This is a genomic window from Candidatus Methylomirabilota bacterium (genome assembly GCA_035936835.1).
In the GTDB taxonomy this organism is placed as follows: Bacteria; Methylomirabilota; Methylomirabilia; order Rokubacteriales; family CSP1-6; genus AR37.
Genome location: DASYVT010000026.1, coordinates 1 through 16,972 on the forward strand (window position 1 = coordinate 1; position 16,972 = coordinate 16,972).

19 protein-coding genes and 2 riboswitches are annotated in these 16,972 nt (G+C 70.5%); of the genes, 2 read left to right on the plus strand and 17 right to left on the minus strand.

Annotated features, from left to right (window positions below; all coding sequences use genetic code 11):
* Positions 1–133: 133 nt before the first annotated feature.
* The 11 genes from cbiB to VGV06_02575 all read right to left on the minus strand — a co-directional run bounded on the left by cbiB (position 134) and on the right by VGV06_02575 (position 10,945).
* Positions 134–1,048 (minus strand): adenosylcobinamide-phosphate synthase CbiB, encoded by a 915-nt coding sequence (gene cbiB / locus VGV06_02525; GenBank protein HEV2054029.1) that lies wholly within the window; start codon positions 1,046–1,048, stop codon positions 134–136.
* A gap of 4 nt (positions 1,049–1,052) precedes the next feature.
* A complete protein-coding gene (locus tag VGV06_02530) occupies positions 1,053–1,820 on the minus strand; it encodes a TonB family protein (GenBank protein ID HEV2054030.1) in 768 nt (255 codons plus the stop codon).
* Positions 1,817–2,470 (minus strand): adenosylcobinamide amidohydrolase, encoded by a 654-nt coding sequence (locus VGV06_02535; protein HEV2054031.1) that lies wholly within the window; start codon positions 2,468–2,470, stop codon positions 1,817–1,819. Before VGV06_02535 ends, VGV06_02530 begins: the two co-directional genes overlap by 4 nt.
* 10 nt (positions 2,471–2,480) lie before the next feature.
* A complete protein-coding gene (locus VGV06_02540; GenBank protein HEV2054032.1) occupies positions 2,481–4,358 on the minus strand; it encodes a TonB-dependent receptor in 1,878 nt (625 codons plus the stop codon).
* Positions 4,359–4,407: 49 nt separating this feature from the next.
* Positions 4,408–4,541: riboswitch (cobalamin riboswitch) on the minus strand.
* A 33-nt stretch (positions 4,542–4,574) separates the two neighbouring features.
* The gene (locus VGV06_02545) at positions 4,575–5,384 is read right to left on the minus strand and encodes an ABC transporter ATP-binding protein (GenBank protein ID HEV2054033.1); all 810 of its coding nucleotides are present in this window, start codon (positions 5,382–5,384) and stop codon (positions 4,575–4,577) included.
* On the minus strand, positions 5,381–6,340 hold the full coding sequence (locus VGV06_02550; GenBank protein HEV2054034.1) for an iron ABC transporter permease: 960 nt from the start codon (positions 6,338–6,340) through the stop codon (positions 5,381–5,383). Before VGV06_02550 ends, VGV06_02545 begins: the two co-directional genes overlap by 4 nt.
* Before the next feature lie 77 nt (positions 6,341–6,417).
* Positions 6,418–7,314 (minus strand): cobalamin-binding protein, encoded by an 897-nt coding sequence (locus tag VGV06_02555; GenBank protein HEV2054035.1) that lies wholly within the window; start codon positions 7,312–7,314, stop codon positions 6,418–6,420.
* Positions 7,311–8,684, minus strand: coding sequence for a cobyrinate a,c-diamide synthase (locus VGV06_02560; GenBank protein HEV2054036.1), 1,374 nt, complete (start codon positions 8,682–8,684; stop codon positions 7,311–7,313). The genes VGV06_02555 and VGV06_02560 overlap by 4 nt, the downstream gene beginning before the upstream one ends.
* Positions 8,681–9,739, minus strand: coding sequence for a nicotinate-nucleotide--dimethylbenzimidazole phosphoribosyltransferase (cobT, locus tag VGV06_02565; GenBank protein HEV2054037.1), 1,059 nt, complete (start codon positions 9,737–9,739; stop codon positions 8,681–8,683). Before cobT ends, VGV06_02560 begins: the two co-directional genes overlap by 4 nt.
* Positions 9,714–10,295, minus strand: a complete 582-nt coding sequence (gene cobU, locus VGV06_02570) for a bifunctional adenosylcobinamide kinase/adenosylcobinamide-phosphate guanylyltransferase (protein HEV2054038.1) — start codon at positions 10,293–10,295, stop codon at positions 9,714–9,716. The genes cobT and cobU overlap by 26 nt, the downstream gene beginning before the upstream one ends.
* Positions 10,296–10,318: 23 nt before the next feature.
* Positions 10,319–10,514: riboswitch (cobalamin riboswitch) on the minus strand.
* A 65-nt stretch (positions 10,515–10,579) separates the two neighbouring features.
* Positions 10,580–10,945: an RNA-binding S4 domain-containing protein gene (locus VGV06_02575; GenBank protein HEV2054039.1), complete on the minus strand. Its 366-nt coding sequence runs from the start codon at positions 10,943–10,945 to the stop codon at positions 10,580–10,582.
* A gap of 115 nt (positions 10,946–11,060) precedes the next feature.
* Here VGV06_02575 and VGV06_02580 point away from each other — a divergent pair, with 115 nt between their 5' ends.
* Positions 11,061–11,732 carry a DUF3047 domain-containing protein gene (locus VGV06_02580; protein HEV2054040.1) on the plus strand — a complete coding sequence of 224 codons (672 nt, stop codon included), beginning with the start codon at positions 11,061–11,063 and terminating at the stop codon, positions 11,730–11,732.
* A 28-nt stretch (positions 11,733–11,760) separates the two neighbouring features.
* A complete protein-coding gene (locus VGV06_02585) occupies positions 11,761–12,159 on the plus strand; it encodes a DoxX family membrane protein (protein ID HEV2054041.1) in 399 nt (132 codons plus the stop codon).
* A gap of 2 nt (positions 12,160–12,161) precedes the next feature.
* Here the strand turns inward: VGV06_02585 and VGV06_02590 are convergent, their stop codons facing one another.
* The 6 genes from VGV06_02590 to VGV06_02615 all read right to left on the minus strand — a co-directional run.
* Complete coding sequence (locus tag VGV06_02590) at positions 12,162–13,133, minus strand: alpha-ketoacid dehydrogenase subunit beta (GenBank protein ID HEV2054042.1); 972 nt, start codon at positions 13,131–13,133, stop codon at positions 12,162–12,164.
* Entirely contained in the window at positions 13,133–14,080 is a 948-nt protein-coding gene (locus tag VGV06_02595; GenBank protein ID HEV2054043.1) for a thiamine pyrophosphate-dependent dehydrogenase E1 component subunit alpha, read from the minus strand. The genes VGV06_02590 and VGV06_02595 overlap by 1 nt, the downstream gene beginning before the upstream one ends.
* 78 nt (positions 14,081–14,158) lie before the next feature.
* Complete coding sequence (locus tag VGV06_02600; GenBank protein HEV2054044.1) at positions 14,159–14,380, minus strand: carboxypeptidase-like regulatory domain-containing protein; 222 nt, start codon at positions 14,378–14,380, stop codon at positions 14,159–14,161.
* Positions 14,381–14,642: 262 nt separating this feature from the next.
* Positions 14,643–15,353, minus strand: a complete 711-nt coding sequence (locus VGV06_02605) for a carboxypeptidase-like regulatory domain-containing protein (protein HEV2054045.1) — start codon at positions 15,351–15,353, stop codon at positions 14,643–14,645.
* Position 15,354: 1 nt separating this feature from the next.
* Positions 15,355–16,584 carry a hypothetical protein gene (locus VGV06_02610; GenBank protein ID HEV2054046.1) on the minus strand — a complete coding sequence of 410 codons (1,230 nt, stop codon included), beginning with the start codon at positions 16,582–16,584 and terminating at the stop codon, positions 15,355–15,357.
* 10 nt (positions 16,585–16,594) lie between these two features.
* Positions 16,595–16,972, minus strand: a 378-nt coding sequence (locus tag VGV06_02615; GenBank protein HEV2054047.1) for a hypothetical protein, incomplete at its 5' end; no start/stop codon positions are given.

The following is a 16,972-nucleotide window of genomic DNA, read 5'->3' on the forward strand; positions in this document are numbered from 1 at the left end:
ATGATACGCCCCGGCTCTCGCGGAGCCGCAAGAATTAGACTCGCAAAGAACGGGAGACGAGCGGAAAAGGTTAACGCGCCGCGTGATGCTGTGGGTCGCGCGCGCGACCCCGCTACATCTGGTGGGCGCCGCGTCAGCGGAAGGCGCGGAGCAGGACGAGCGCCGCGACCAAGGCCACGCCGGCGGCCGCGGCGAAGACACCCACCGCGCGATCGATGACGAGGACGTCCGGCGCCGGCCCGTCGCCGAGCCGGTAGTGTGAGCACTTCTCGAGCGTCACGCCGAGCGCCCCCGCCATGGCGGCCATGGTCTGCCCGGCGTTGGGGCTCGCGGTCGTGCCTCCATCTCGGCGCCAGACGTCCCACGCCCGCGATCCGGACTCGCCCGCGAGCCGCGCCCCGGCGGCAAGCGCGAGCGCAGCGAGGCGCGACGGGACGAGGTTCAGCAGGTCGTCGAGTCGCGCCGAGGCGCCACCGAGCCGCTCCAGCATGCCCTCGCGGTAGCCGATCATCGCGTCCGCCGTGTTGACCGCGCGGTACGCCCACGCGCCCGGCAGCCCGCCCACGAGGTAGAAGCAGAGCGGCGACACCCAGCTGTCGTTCAGGTTCTCGGCCAGCGACTCGACGGCGGCGGATGCGGTCGCCCCCTCCTCGAGTTCGTCGACCGGCCGGCTGACCAGATGACGCCCCACCGCCTCGCGCGCCCCGGCGAGGTCACCGGCCTCGAGCCTGTCGCGAACTTCCCACACCGCCGCCACGAGGCTACGGAGCGAGAAGCTGCATTTCAGCAGCCACGCCTGCGCGAGCAGGCTCCCAGGCCACGGGAGCCAGCCCGCGGCGGCCTGGGCCGCCAGCCCTCCCATGACGGCCGTGATCGTGACGACAACGATGAGGAGGGCGCCGTACAGGACGAGGAGATCGGTCGGCACGGAAGCGGCCCAGCGCCGGCCGAGAGCGATCAGCCGCCCGATCCAGGCGACAGGATGGTAGCGGTTCGGCGGATCTCCCAGCAGGAGATCGAGCGCCACCGCGAGCACCAGCACACTCACGGCGCTAGCGGAGCTGGAAGATAACCGGTAACCGCACCCGCAGCGGTCGGCGCGGCAGGTGCTCGGGCAGCGGCTGAGGCACGAGCGACCGGACGGCCTCGACGGCGGCCTCGTCGAGAAGCATGTGGGAGGAAGAAAAGACCACGGCGAGGTCGCGCACGCGGCCGGAGGGCTCGAGGAGCAGCTCGACCTCGACGCGGCCGGCGAGCCCGCGCCGCCGTGCCGCCAGCGGGTAGACCACCGACTCCTGGATTCGCTCGCGGAAGCGGGCGAGATAGGGCCCGAACTCAGGCGGTACATCGCCGCGCACCGCGCCCTTGCCGGCGAGGGCGAGCAGGGAGCCGCCTCCGCCGACGACGCCGGAAGGCTGTCCCGCGCGCCCGGGCGCGTCGCTCGAGACTCCCTTGACCTCACGTCCGTCGCCGTCAGCGACGCTCGGTGGGGCTCCCTGGTCCGCAGTCGCCGCCTCGCGAGAGGCGGAGAACGAAGGCGCGGGCGTCGCCTCGGCGGGTCGCGCTGGTGCGGAAGGTACGGGGGCTCGCGGAACGCGCGCGCTCACGCTCTGGCCCTGGCGGGCCGGCGCGATCGCGGTCTCCCGACCCCGGGTCGGAGCGGCCGCCGCGCGCTCGTCGCCGGCAGGAGCACCGCCGGTGAGATCGACGAAGAGCGGTGGAGGCTCGCGGAGGCTCGCGGCGAGCGCCAGGAGGGCCGCGAGGGCGCACAGGTGCACTGCGGCCGAGCTCGAGAGCGCCAGCGCGCGGCGACGGATCACGGGTTGCGCTCCTGCCAGCCGCGAATCCCCGCCTCGAGAGCCCTTCGCGCGGCCTGGGCCATGCTCCAGCCAAGCTCGCTGGCCGGCCCACCGAAGCGGGCGCGGGCGCCGCGCCCCGTCGCCGCGATGACGACGGCGTCGGTCGAGGTGCCGGTGCAGAGCCCGCCGGCGGCGTCACGGACGCCCGCTTCATGGAGCAGGAGTGTCTTGACCTCGGTGATCGTGATGAGCGCGTTGACGAGGGCCGAAGGCTCGGGGTCGGCGTCCACCACGACGATCGTGTTGATAGTGCCGTGCGTCCAGCCGCTCACGGGCGTCCGCCCGGCGGCGATGCCGTTGCTCAGGCCGACCGTGGCGACGGCAAGGGTCCGGATGCCCGCGCCGTCCTCCTCGCCGATCGTCGCGTGCTCGGTCCACGCTCCGGTGAGAAGACCGACAAGGGGCTCCGGCACGCCCGCGCGGCGCGCGTAGGCCGCCAGCATCGCGGGCGGGTCCGCGCACGGGTCGTCCTTGCCGACGTGGAGGTTGACGACGGCGCGCGCTGACGCGAACCCGCCGTTGTGGACGGCCGAGGAGAGCACGCGAAGCGGCTGGGCGGCCACGACGACGACCGCCTCCGGCCCTATCCGCACCCCGAGCCCCTCGATCATGGCGTCGGCGTCAGAACCCGGCCCGCAGGCCGATCAGGAAGTTGGCGCCGAGCGCCGGGAAGCCGTGCACCTCGGCGTACTTCTCGTTGAGGATGTTCTGCGCGCGCGCGACCAGCTCGAGGCGTTGGAGCCAGCCGAGCTGGTTGACGATGCGGTACGTCCCGCCTGCGTCCACCCGCGTGTGGCCGCTGTTGTAGATGTCGCCGTAGCTGTCGAACTGGCGGCTGACCACGTAGACCTGGGCGAAGAGGGAGAGACGGGAGATGGGTTCAAAGGTCAGCCCGGCGCTGCCGGCGTTGCGCGGGATGCGCGCCAGGGGCCGGTTGGTGGAGAGGTTGTCGGTGTCGGTGTACGAGTAGCTGAACGAGGCCACGAGGTTCGGCAGGATGTCCACCTCGCCGCCCGCCTCGACGCCCTTCGACCGCGCCCGTCCGGCGTTGACGGGACCGCCGAAGGGGGCTGTCGGCAGCGGGACGCAGCAGGTGATGGCGTTGGAGAAGTTGGTGACGAAGTAGCTCAGCTTGAGCCGGACGCGGTTCTGCCAGAGATTCTGGTCCACGCCCACGTCCCAGGACTGGCTGCGCTCGGGCAGGAGATTCGGGTTGCCGAAATCCGGGAAGAAGAGATCGTTGAACGTCGGAGCGCGGAAGCCCGTCCCGGCGCTCCCGCGCAGCCGCGTGCCGGTCTCCTTGATGACGAAGAGGACCGACCCCTGCCCCGTGGTGGCTTGGCCGAACACGCTGTCGTCCTCGATCCGGAAGCCGCCCGTGATGAAGAGCCGGTCGAAGAAGCGCAGCTGCTCCTCGAAGAGCACCCACGGCACGTGGCGCGCGGTGCGGAACACGCCCTTGTCGTCGCCCTCCTCGTGGCGGTAGCCGAACCCGACCGTGGTCGTGCTCCACTTCCCGAGGAAGATCGAGTTGAGCCACTCGGCTTCCCGGCGCTCCACGTCGACCTGGGACCGGAAGGGAAAGTCGAAGTCGACGCCGGGATCGACCGGGTCCTGGAAGCCTTGGTTGCTCGTGTAGCGCGAGATGCGCGCGCGGCTCTCCCACCACTCCACCGGGCGGGTCTTGCCCTCGAGGCTCATCACCGTGGTCTCGGTCTGCTGCTTGGCGTTCGGGTTGATGATGGGGTCGACCGGCTGGGGAGGCGGGAAGACGCCTTTGACCGGCACCCCGGTGTCGGTCTTGTTGTAGCGGTAGACGAAGGCGAGCGAGCTGTCAAAGGGCAGCGAGACGCCGATCCGCCCGTTCACCGAATTGATGTTCGAGTTGTCGTTCTGGAACTGCCCATTGCTCTCGAGGTGCGAACCCGACAGCGCGTAGTTGAAGATCTTGTACGCGCCGCTGAGCGAGATCCGGCTGTGGAGGGTGTCGTAGTTGCCGCCCATGTTCTCGACGGTGGCGGAGAAGGGACCGGTGCCCTTCTTGGTGATGATGTTGACCACGCCGCCGATGGCGTCGGCGCCGTAGAGCGTGGACTGGGGGCCGCGGATCACCTCGATGCGCTCGATCAGGTCGGGGGAGATGTCGGAGAGGTCCGTCTGGCCGACCGTCGGGCTCGACACGCGAACCCCATCGACGAGAATCAGCACCTGGTTCGCGTTGGCGCCGCGGATGCTGAGCGTCGACAGCTTGCCGTAGGTGCCCTGCTGTCGGACGTTGACGCCCGGGATGTTGCGGAACGCGTCGTCGAGCGTCGAGTAGTGGTAGGTCTTGAAGTCCTCTCCCGTCACCACGGTCAGGGCCACGCCCAGCTGCTCGGCGGGCGTGTCGACCGTCGTCGCCGTCACCACGACCGGATCCACCTTCTTCGTCTCCTGCCCGTCCACCGGGGCTGCCGCCACCAGCATCGCCACCAACACGGTTCCAAGAACCTGTCGCATGACCGCTCCTTCTCTCTCGAAAGGGGGTATCTACTCCCATGTCGCGGACAGGTCTCCTGACTCGTGGATCGTCGCCGCCGCCCGGCCTTCCCAGGATCGCTCCCAGTGGCTTCCGTAGCGGATACGGGCGTGGCTCCCCACTCACAGTGGCGGGACCGTGCCGGCTTCTCACCGGCTTCCCTTGGACCGCGACTCGTCACTTCGCGCGCGCTGGTATCACCTCCCGTCGGGCCAGACCACGTTGACCGTCGGCCGCCGCGTCGCGGGGTGCTTGTCCACCACCACGGGGCAGCCGTAGACGGCCTCGAGCACCGACTCCTGCATGACGTCTTCCGGAGTCCCGGCGCTCACGGCGGAGCCTCCGGACATGAGGAGCAGCCGGTCCGAGACTTCGGCGGCCAGGTTGAGATCGTGCGAGACGAGGAGGATGCCCATCCCTTCGTCGCGGTGGAGCCGCCTCAGCAGCGCCACGCACTCCGCCTGGTAGCGAAGGTCCAGGTGCGCCGTCGGCTCATCGAGCACGAGGAGCCGCGGACGCTGAGCGAGCGCGCGGGCGAGCAGGGCGCGCTGGCGCTCCCCGCCCGAGATCCGGTCGAGTGACTCGGCAGCGAGCGTCTCGACGCCGGTGATCGCCATCGCCTCGCGGGCGATCTCGAGATCTTCCCGGTTCTCGAAGAAGCGGCCCGGCGCGTGCGGGAAGCGTCCCATCAGGACGAGCTGTTCGACGGTGTACGGGAATCCCTGCGGCACGTCCTGCGGCACGACGGCAACCTCCCGGGCGACCGCCGCCCTGCCGAGCCGTAACGCGGACCGGCCGGCAAGGAAGATCTCGCCGCGCGACGGGTCGAGCACCCGCGACAGCAGGCGGATCACCGTGGTCTTGCCCGCAGCGTTCGGGCCGATGAGCCCCAGGATCTCGCCCGGCGCCAGCGAGAAGCTCAAATCGCGGATCGCGAAGGGCGGCCGCCCGTGGGCCCCGGCCGGGTAGGCAAAGCCCACGTTGCGGAACTCGCAGAGCGGCGTCACGGCGCCGTCCTTCCCGCGCGTGAGCGCAGGAGCCAGATGAAGACGGGCGCGCCGCAGAAGGACGTCAGCACGCCCACCGACAGCTCGGCGGGCGCCACCACCGTGCGCGCCAGCGTGTCGGCTGCTAAGAGGAAGGCGCCGCCCGCGAGCAGGGCCGCGGGGACGAGGACGCGGGTGTCGGGGCCGAGCAGCATCCGGAGCGCCTGCGGCACGATGAGGCCGACGAAGCCGATGGGCCCGACGAACGCGACGACGGTGCCCGTGAGGAGCGCGGCGCCCGCGAAGACGCGCCGCTTCACGCGCAGCGCGTCCACCCCCAGCTCGAGGGCGCCCTCGTCGCCCAGCGCCAGGAGGTTGAGCGCGCGGGCCTGGCCCAGGACCAGCCAGAGGCCCGCCGCGGTCGCGAGGGCGAACACGCCGAGCGAGCCCGGCGGAATGGGCGCCACGCTGCCGAGGAGCCAGTAGATGACGCCGCCGAGGCGGTTGGTGTCCACGATCGAGATCAGCACGGTGATCGCGGCCGAAAAGAAGATGCCGACGATCACGCCCGCCAGGAGGAGCGTGTGCACCGGCAGCCCGCCCGCCGTGGACGCGATCAGGTACACCGCCACGCCCGCGACGAGAGCGCCCGCGAAGCCGAGGGCGGTCAGCCCCAGCGCCTCCACGATCCCTTGGCCGAGCCCCGACACCTGGCCCAGCACCACGCCGAACGCAGCGCCGCCCGAGATGCCCAGGATCGAGGGGTCCGCCAGCGGATTGCGCGTGAGGCCTTGGAAGCCCGCGCCCGCGACGGCCAGCGCGGCACCGGCGAGCACCGCGGCGGCGATGCGCGGAAGCCTGATAGCGAGGACCACGGTGCGCTCGGTGCCCTGGCCCGGGCCGCGGCCGGTGATGAGGTCGAGGACCGTTCCAGGCGCGACCGGCGCGGCGCCGACGAGGAGCGAGCCGAGAACCACGACGGACAAGATGACTAATAGGCCGCCGCAGATCCATGCCAGCCTGGCCGCGCCCGTTGTTTGAATGCCTCCGGCCCTCATTTGAATGCCTCCGGATGGGTGAATGCCTCCGGATGAATGAGCCGCGCGAGCAACTCGAGCCCGTCGACGATCCGCGGACCGTAGCGGTGCAGGAGGTCGCCGTCGGCCGTGTACAGGCGCCCGCTCCTGATGGCCGGCAGGCTCTCGAGCCGCTGCCACTGCTCGCGCGCCGCGGGCCCCGTACCAGCACCGTGACGCGCCAGGATAATGACCTCCGGCGCGCGCCCCACCGCGGCCTCCAGGCTCATGCGCGGATAGCCCTGGCCCTGGTCCGCGGTGACCGACTCGCCGCCCGCCGACGCGATCAGCTCGGAGACGAGCGAGCCGCGCCCGGGCACGATGAGGGGCTCGGGCCACAGGACGTAGAGCACGCGCGGGTGCGGCCGACCGGCGACACGCTCCCGCACAGCCGTGATGCGCCGCTCAAGGGCAGCCGCGACCGCGGACGCGCCGTCGCGGTGACCCGTCAGCTCGCCAAGGCCACCAACGAGGCGCAGCACGTCGCCGACCGAGACCGGATCGACGAGGTAGACCGGCAGGCCCAGCCGCTTGAGCTGGTCGAAGGTCTCGGCGCGATTCCCGGATCGCGTCGCCACGACCAGGTCGGGTCTGAGCGCGACCAGCGCTTCGAGGCTCGGGTCGATCATGCCGCCCACGCTCGGCTTGCGCTTGGCCTCGGCCGGGAAGTCGCAGAAGTCGGTCACGCCCGCGAGCACCTCCTGCGCGCCGATGGCGAAGAGGATCTCGGTCACGCTTGGCACGAGGGAGACGATGCGCCGCGGGAGGGCCGGCAGGGTCACCGAGCGCCCCTCCTGGTCCAGGACCTCGAGCCCCCACGCCGGCCCGGCCGGGAGCAGCAGGAGGAGCGGCAGCGCGCGGATGAGCGCCGTCATGGCCGGCAGGCCTCGACGAAGCGCACGGGGGCATCGGGGCACGAGGCCCAGTGCAGGTGCACATAGCTCATGAGGGCGCGCCCGACGACGTAGCCTTCGGCGCGCGTCCCTCCGCCGACCGCATCGCTCACGGCGTATACGCGCTCGACGGAAGCCGGCGGTGGCTCGAGGGCCGAGGCGTGGAACTCATGGCCCCGGAGCCGCGTGCCGGCCGGCCCGAGCAGGCTCGGAGCCGATGTGAGGACTTCGCGATAGCCCAGGCAGAGCCGGCCCTTGACCCAGCGCGATCGGGCCGGCAGGACGCCCGCCATGGGCCAGGTCACGCCGCCGCCGTCTTCGAGGGACTCGGCCAGGTACATGAGGCCGCCGCACTCTGCGTAGACGGGACGTCCGCCCTCGGCGAATTTCCTCACCGCGTGGCGCATGACGGCATTTGTGCTCAAACGCTCCGCGTGGATCTCCGGATAACCGCCGCCCAGGTAGAGGCCGTCCACCGTGGGCAGCGCGGCATCGTCCATCGGGCTCCAGAAGACGAGATCCGCGCCTGCGCGGCGGAGGAGGTCGAGGTTCTCGGCGTAGTAGAACTGGAAGGCGCGGTCGCTGGCCACGCCGATTGTCACCCGCCGGCTCCGGCCGGCCGCGGCCGGCGCTCCGGCTCCGCGCTCCACGGCGCTGGTTGCCAAGGTCAGGAGCGCATCGAGATCGAGATGCCGCTCGACGAGCTCCGCGAGGGCGCGGCGCAACGCGGGCGCGTATCCGCCCTCGGCGGCCGTCACGAGGCCCAGGTGCCGCTCGGGCAGCGCCACGTCCGCCGCGGACGGGAGCGCTCCCAGGACGCGCGTCCGGCAGCCGCCTTCGACGGCCCGGCGCAGCCAGTCGGCGTGGCGCGGGCCGCCCGCACGATTGAAGACCACGGCGTTTACGCGGAGGTCGGGGTCGAAGCGCTCGAAACCCAGGACGACAGCGGCGGCGCTCCTCACGAGCGCTGCCGCGTCGACCACCAGCACCACCGGGGCACCCAGCCACTTGGCGATTTGCGCGGTCGATCCCTCGTCGCTGTCGCCATCGCGTCCGTCGAAACAGCCCATCATCCCCTCGACCAGCGCCAGGTCCGCGTCGGCGGTGTGGCGGGCCACCGTCGCCAGGACCGCCTCGCGGCCGCACATCCAGCCGTCGAGGGCATAAGAGGGCCGGCCGGTCGCCAGCGCGTGGAAAGCCGGGTCGATGAAGTCGGGACCGACCTTGAAAGCCTGCACCGTGAGCCCGCGGCGGCGCAGCGCTTCGAGGAGCCCGAGCATGAGCGTCGTCTTGCCGACGCCGCTCGACACCCCGGCGATGACGATCACAGGAACCGGGCCCGATGCGCTCACAACGAGCGCTCGGTCACGCCTGCTGACTTGAAGGTCGCCATCTCGCCCAGGATCTTCGTGGCGGCCTTGGCGAGATCGATGCAGAGCGCCGAGCCCGTCCCCTCGCCCAGGCGCATCTTGAGGTCGAGGTACGGCTCGAGCCCGAGAGCGTTCAGCACGTAGCTGTGGCCGGGCTCGGTGGAACGGTGGGAGGCGATGAGGTAGTGGCGCGCGTCGGGCTTGAGGCGCACCGCGGCCATCGCCGCGGCGCCGGCGATGAACCCGTCGAGGATGACCGGGATGCGCCAGGCCGCGCCCGCCAGGATGACGCCGCAGAGCCCCGCGATCTCGAAGCCGCCCACCTTGGCCAGCACGTCGATGCCGTCGCCGGGATCGGGCCGGTTGACGGCGAGCGCCCGCTTGATGACGGCGATCTTGCGCAGGCGCCCCTCGTCGTCCACGCCCGTGCCCGTGCCCGTGACCGATGCGGCCGGCGCGCCGGTGAGCGCGGCCACCACGGCGCTCGCCGCGGTGGTGTTGCCGATGCCCATCTCCCCCGTGCCGATCACGTCGAGCCCGTTGGCGCGCTCCGCGTAGACGAGCCCGATGCCCACCTCGATCGCCGCCAAGGCCTCCTCGCGCGTCATGGCCGGGCCCTTCGCCATGTTGCGCGTGCCCGGGCCGATTCTACGGCTGACGAGCCCCGGGTGCGCGGGCAGCGGCGACGCCACGCCCATGTCGACCACGACCACGGGGGCGCCCACGTGGCGCGCCAGCACGTTGACCGCCGCGCCGCCCTGGAGAAAGTTCTCGACCATCTGGGTCGTGACGATCTGCGGGTAGGCGCTCACGCCTTCGGCGACCACGCCGTGATCGGCCGCGAGCGTGAAGATCACGCAGCGCCGTGCCTGCGGCGGGAACTGTCCCGACATCTCGCTGAGCCGCCGGGCCAGCTCCTCGAGACGGCCGAGGCTGCCCGCCGGCTTGGTCAGCTGGTCGAGCGCCCACTGGGCCTGGAGACCCGCCGCGCCGTCGGGCGCGACGATGCGGTCAAGGAGCTTCGGGAGGACGTTCACGGTGATCCTCAGGCAGTGGGAGGTCCTTGATGGTCATGGGCAGGCCCGCGACCATCAAGTTGACGCGGTCCGCGGCGGCGGCGATGCGCTGGTTGACACTTCCGAGCGCGTCGCGGAACTGCAGGCCGACCTCTGTGGGCGGATGCACGCCGGCGCCGACCTCGTTGGACACGATGATGAGCGAGAAGCGCCGCTCGGCGAGGAAGTTCGCCAGCGCGTCGGCCGCGGCCAGGATGCTCTTCTCTTCGTCGCCCCGCAGGAGGAGGTTGGCGACCCAGAGCGTCACGCAGTCGAGGACCACCACGTCCACCCTGCCCGCGAGGCTTTCGCAGGCCGCCACCACGTCGTACGGCTCCTCGAGCGTGGCCCAGCCCGGGGGTCGCTCGGCGCGGTGGCGCGCGATCCGCGCTTCCATGTCGCCGTCGAGAGCCTGGGCCGTGGCGAGGAAGGCGCCGCACGAGCCCCGGGGCATCGCGGCGGCCAGCCGCAGGGCCTCGCGGCTCTTGCCGCTGCGGACACCTCCCAGGACGAGATCGGAGCGATGGACGACGCTCACCCGGGTCCTCCCGCGAAGACCGGTTGGAGTGGTAATGCCCGGGCAGGTCTCCTGGCTCTCGGATCGTCCTACTCCCCACGCCTTCCCGGCCCCGAACCGCTCGGGCCAGTGGCACTGCCGTGGGTTTCGTCCCCGATTACAGTGACGGGGTCGCGGCGGATTCGCACCGCCTTCCCTGGGGCCCGCACCCGGCGGGCCGCCCGGACATCGTTGACGCCGAGACCGTAGCAGACCCGATGCGACAGGTCAACCGGCTGGCGGCGCCCCAGGCCGGGCGAGAGCGGTCAGTAGCGCTGGAGGCGGTCGATCTGGCGGCGCTCCCGCTTCGTCGGGCGGCCGGACCCGGGCGGCCGCATCGCCGGCGGGGGAACGCGCGCCTCGCGCTGCGGCGGCGGCGGGGTCAGGTCCTCGTAGAGGAGCTTCGCCTGTGCGCCCGGCCCCCGGCGGTCCGACAGCGCCGCCACGCGTACGATCTTCTTCGCCCGCGTCAGCGTGATCCGCAAGAGATCTCCGGGGCGCACGGCGCGCGAAGGCTTCGCCGCCTGGTCGTTGATGTCCACCTTGCCGCCGTCGCACGCCGCGGTCGCCAGCGTCCTGCTCTTGAAGAAGCGCGCAGCCCAGAGCCATTTGTCGAGCCGCAGATCGGGCATGACGCGCTTACCGTAGCACAGGCGCTGGGCTATACTCGCGGGGCCGACGCAATCAAGCAGCCTCGAGTTGGAGGCGGCGCCTGGCCGTGAGAGACTCACGAAGATGAGGGAGACGATGCGGAAAGGCTCGATCCTGGCCGTGCTCCTGCTGGCGGCGGCTTCCGCCGTCTCGGCGCAGGGGTCCCAGGTCGTCGTCGAGGACTGGTCCAAGACGCCGGTCGGGCAAAAGGGTGTGCCCAACGGCTGGCGCACCCAGAGCTGGGGCAGCCCCAAGTACGAGTTCGAGGTTGTGAGCGAGAGCCCCACCCGGGTCCTCCACCTCGTCAGCAACGGCGACAGCTCGACCATCAACAAGGACATCAAGATCGACTGCAAGGACTACCCGGTCCTCCAGTGGCGCTGGAAGGTGGTGGAGCTGCCCAAGGGCGGCGACGCCCGCAAGAAGGCGACGGACGACCAGGCGCTCCAGATCTACGTCACATTCCCGCGCTTCCCGAACGCCGTGCGCTCGCGCGTGATCGGCTACATCTGGGACACGACCGCGCCGGCCGGGACGATCGTCAAGAGCCAGAAGACGGGGCTCGTGACCTACGTCGTCATGCGCTCCGGCGACGCCGACATCGGCAAGTGGGTGACGGAGACGCGCAACGTCTGCGAGGACTACAAGAAGATCTACGGCGAGGAGCCGGAGGAGAAGGTCGAGGCGCTCTCCATCGGCATCGACTCGGACGACACGCGCTCGCGGGCCGAGGGCTACGTCGGCGAGATTCTTTTCCGGAAGCCGTGAACGCGGGTCTCTACAGGGAGGACTGACAGTGGGCAGAGGCGGGCTCGAGCCGTACGGCGCGCTGGTGCTGCGGGTGGTCCTCGGCGTGGTCTACATCGCCCACGCCTACCTGGCGCTCGTCGTGATGGGCCCCGCCAAGGTGGTCGAGTACCAGCGCGCGATGCACATCCCCCTGCCCGAGATCGGCGTCTGGTACCTGATCGTGGCGCACGGCCTGGGCGGGATCCTGCTCATCCTGGGCCTCCTGGTGCGCTGGGCCGCCCTGGCGAACATCCCGATCATGGCGGGCGCCCTCTGGTTCGTGCACTTGCAGCAGGGCTTCTTCATCTTCGGCAGCAAGTTCGGCTACGAGTACGTGCTCGTCATGCTGGGCGCGACGATCGCCCAGGCGCTGCTGGGCGCGGGCGCCTTCACGCTCCGGAAGTAGCGCTACTTCACGACCCGCCGGACCGCGTCGACGACGTCCGCGGCCCCCGGAGTCGCGAAGGCCTCGAGCGGCGGGCTGAAGGGAATGGGGATGTTCGGACCGGCCACGCGCACGATGGGCGCGTCGAGGTCGTCGAAGCAGGCCTCCATGATCACCCACGCGAGCCAGGCCCCGACGCTGCCGCGCATGGGCCCCTCTTCGGCGATGACCACGCGGTGGGTCTTCCGCACGGACGCGGCCAGGCCCTCGCGATCGAGCGGCACGAGGCTCCGCGGGTCGACGACTTCGACCGAGATCCCCTCGCCCGCCAGCCGGTCGGCCGCCGCCAGGCTCTCGCCCACCATGCGCGCCGTCGCGATCACGGTGACATCCGTGCCGGGACGCTTCACGTCGGCCAGGCCCAGCGGCACCAGGGTTTCGGCCTCCGGCACCTCGCCCGTCACGCGGTACAGCCCCCGGTGCTCGAAGATCAGGACGGGGTCGGGATCGCGGATGGCCGTCTTGAGCAGGCCCCGCGCGTCGGCCGGAGTGGATGGGATGCACACCTTGAGGCCGGGGATGTTGACGAACCAGGCCTCGACGGAGTTCGAGTGGTGCCCGCCGGCCGACTTCCCGATGCCGTAGGGCATGCGGAGCGTGAGCGGGCACGAGATCTGGCCGCCGAACATGTAGCGGCTCTTGGCGATCTGGTTGGCGACCTCGTCCATCGCGCAGGTGACGAAGTCGGCGAAGTGCATGTCCACCACCGGCACCAGACCCGTGATGGCCGCGCCCATGGCCGAGCCCACGATGGCCGCCTCGGAGATGGGGGCGTTCCGCACGCGAGCCGGGCCGAACTCCTCGGCCAGGCCCTTGGTGACGCCGAAGGGCACGCCGAGGACGATGTCCTCGCCGATGCAGTAGACACGCCGGTCACGCCGCATCTCTTCGCGCAGTGCGAGGTTCAGCGCGTCGCCGAAATCGAGGACCGGCATCAGTCGCTCCAGGGATAGTGGACGAAAAGATCCTGGAGCGCGTCCTCCGGCGCGGGCAGCGGGCTCGACTCGGCGAAGTCCACGGCGTCCTGGACTTCCGCCTCGACAGCCGCCGCCACGCGGGCCGCGTGCGCGGCGTCGAGGAGCTTCGCCTCCTCGAGGTGGGCCCGCAGCCGCACGATGGGGTCGCGCTGGCGGCCGCCTTCGACCTCGCCGCGCGAGCGGTAGCCCTGCGGGTCGCCTTCGAAGTGACCCATGAAGCGGACGGTGCGCGCCTCGATCAGGCTCGGCCCCTCCCCGGCTCGGGCACGAGCAACCGCGCTTTCCATCGCATGGTAGACGGCAAGGGCGTCGTTGCCGTCCACGGTCGCGCCCGGGATGCCGTAGCCCGCCGCCCGCGCCGCGATGCTGCCGCCGGCGGTGGACAGGTCGTGGGCGGTCGTCGACGCCCAGAAGTTGTTCTCGCAGACGAAGACCACCGGCACCTTCCACAAGGCCGCGAGATTGACGCCCTCGTGGAAGGGCCCCCGGTTCGCCGCGCCGTCGCCGAAGACCGTCACGGCGACCTGGTCGGTGCCGCGCATCTGGATCGACTGCCCCACGCCGGGCGCCAGCACGCAGCCCGAAGTCAGGACGCCGTTGGCGCCCAGGTAACCCACGGACGCGTCGGCGAGGTGCATGGAGCCGCCCTTGCCCTTGCAGCAACCGGTGGCCTTGCCGTAGAGCTCCGCCATGAAGCCGCGGAGCGAGCCGCCCTTGGCGATGAGGTGCCCGTGGCCGCGGTGGGTCGAGAACAGGTAGTCGTCGCGTCTCAGCGGCGCGCAGACGCCGGCAGCGACGGCCTCCTGGCCGATCGAGAGGTGGATGAAGCCGGGGATGCGCCCCGCCGCGTAGAGCTCACGCGCGCGCTCCTCGGCGCGGCGGATGCGCAGCATGGTCGCGTACATCTGGAGGAGCAGATCGGGGCCGAGACGCGGGCTCACGGGGCCCGATCTTAGCCCCGGCCAGCGGGAAGGGCAATCTCGCTACTTCGGCGCGGGCCCCGGGAACTGGTCGGGCGTGACCTTGCTGTTGGTCGCCGAGAGCGGCAGCTGGGTTACCTGCCCAGCCTCGACGGTCACGTTCTGGTTCCACAACTCCATGGCGGGAGCGCCGTCCTCGGCCTTGGCGACGAGCCGGTACTTGCCGGGCGCCAGGTCGCGGACCTCGTACCGCTCGCCCAGCCGGAACGGCCGCGAGAGGTTCACCGACTTCGTGGCATCGTCGTCACCGATGAATGACGATGCCGTTGGTGTCGGCGTACTTACCGCCGCCGTCGACGGGCTGGCCCGTCAAGATCTGGTCGCCCGCGTAACGTGAATGTATGACGTCCACGAATCCGTCTTGCAGCCGTCGCCGAGTCATAGCACCGCGTGACAGGGACGTGATCGGCGTGGCGAAGACCGCGGCCGGCCTCTCCGCAGGGAGCAGACCGTCAGCGCTGATTCGTCTCGAGGGTCTGGAAGGGAGCTAGCGGCCCTGCGGAAAATCGTCGCGCACGGCGACGCTGTTGCCGGGATTCAAGTCGAGCTGCTTCTCTTCGGCGGGTTTGAGCTCGACGCGGAGGCGCCAGATCGGCTGGCCCGCAAGGCGGTTCGTCAGCATGTACGGCCCGGGCAAAACGTCGGGGAACTTGAAGTTCCCGTCTTCGTCCGTCCGAAGAACGTAGCGCCCTTCCTTGGTCGGGCTGTCGGGCTGGCCCATCAGAAACAGCTGGAGCCGCCGCATCGGCTCCGGCTTGGCGCCCGCCTCGGCGAAGAGCGCGCGGCCCACCAGCACGGCGTTGCCCACCTCGCGCTCAGGCTCGGCTGACCGGCTGGAGGCCGCGGGGACACTGGGCAGGGCCCCGGCCCGGGCGAGCCACGCCTGCGATTCGACGCGTTCCTGCGAGCCGGGTTGGGCGTTCGCCATCACCCACTGGAACTCGCGAATGGCGGCCCCGCGGTCGGTGTACGAGAGCGCGACCGCGAGTCCGTAGCGAAGCGCCACGCTCTCCGGCGTGCGGGCAAGGGCCTCGCGAAAGACGGCCACCGCCTCGGCGTAGCGACCGGCCTCCATGGCGGCGCCGGCGCGCGCCGCCGGCCCCGCTTCGACGTGAGCCGGCGGTGTGGACGTCTGCGCCTGGCAGGCGGGGCCTGCCAGCACGAGGAACCCCAAGAGCGCGATGGTGAGAGCGCGCACGTTAGCCGGAGATTTCCTTGTAGGTGCCTGGCTCTCTTGTGAAGGTCTGAGGCAGCTGCCCGCCCCCGGTTTTGGCATAGTTGCAGTTCCAGATGATGGTGGAATTGGCGCTCGTATCAGTGTCGATGGTCGTGGACGAGACGTCACGAATGTTTTGGCTTATGACGGCCCCGTCGACCCGCCCGGTGCCGGAGCCCAGAACGGTGATGTCGTTGAGGGCGTAGACCAGTCCGTGCATCTGGAAGTTCCCGCTGATGGAGAGCGACCCCGCCACGATGAGCATGCCGCTGAAGATCCCGCTCGCATCGAGCGGGGCATTGCCGTGGATGTCCACCAAGGCGAAGTCGGTGATGGGCGTCGGGGGCGGCGCGTTCTGGTCGATGTTCTGGCCGCTCACGGTGTCCACGTAGATGATGCCGTTCGGCATTCTGTTGGTCGAGTTGAACGTCACCGGGCCCCGATAGTAGGTGCCGTTCCCCTTGGCGAGGATCTTGAGGGCGTCGAGTTCGAGATTCGAATACGTGTAGGGGATGAAGGCCGCGTCCGGGACATTCTGGATGATGTCGCTGGACTGGTTCTTCACGTTATTGCCGTCTAAGCCGTAGACCCCGGCGGAGCCGCTGGTGACTGTGAACCCCTTGCTCGTCGTCCCGGCCTTGTTTCCGCAGCTCGGGTCGGACCTGGAGTCGATCAGGGCGTTCCCGCCCACGCTGATTTCCCCGCGGACGGTGAGCGCCGAGGGCGGATTGAGGAAGCGTGTCTGGAGGACGATCACCTGAATCTTCTGCTTGACCTTGGGGCCGGTGCCCGTGTTCGTGGGTGTCCAGCCGGTCGCGACGATGCACCGCTCGTTGGCGGTGGTCACGGTCACGGGACAGGGGCCGTTGGTGACGGACACGGTGAAGACACCCACCTGGGCGCCGTTGATCGTGACGGGGATGGCGGTGCTGCCATCGTAGGGCGCCGCGGGGGTGACGAGAGGGTTCGGGATGCCGTTGGCGTTGGCCGGGGCCGGGTTGTTGAGCGCCCAGATGGCCCGCTCCACGCCGCTCTCGGCGACGGCGCGGGCCTGGGCGACCTGGAGCTGATTGTTGGCCAGAACGGGCTCGGAGGCGGCCATCATCGAGAAGGCGATAATGAGCGCCGAGAGCATCAGCATCGTGAGGAGCGCCATCGGCAGGGCGACGCCGCGCTGGCTCCGTATGAGCATGTTGAGGCGATGGATGAGCATTGGATCCTCCCTACGTGTTCCGGAGACGGACGAGCATCTCGACGGTGGCCCGCTGGTTCGAGTCCGAATAGCTGGCAACGGATTCCTCGGTGCCGGTCACGAGCTGCACCAGGACGAGCTTGACGCTCCCGGCCAAGGCGGTCGGGGTCGGGATGCCATTGGCGTCGTTATCGAAGTATGTCAGGTTGAACGACACGACGCCGCCGATGAGCGGCGTCGTCACACCGTCCAAGGTTCGGTTGAGCACGGCGCCGGCGAGCTGGTACCGGACCGTATGGAGGGTTTCAAGCACGTCTTTATACTGGAAACTCATGTCCGTGGCGCTCGGGATCGCGGTCACGGACGTGGCTGAGCGGAGCTCGCGGACCATCAGCTCGAGCGCGATGCG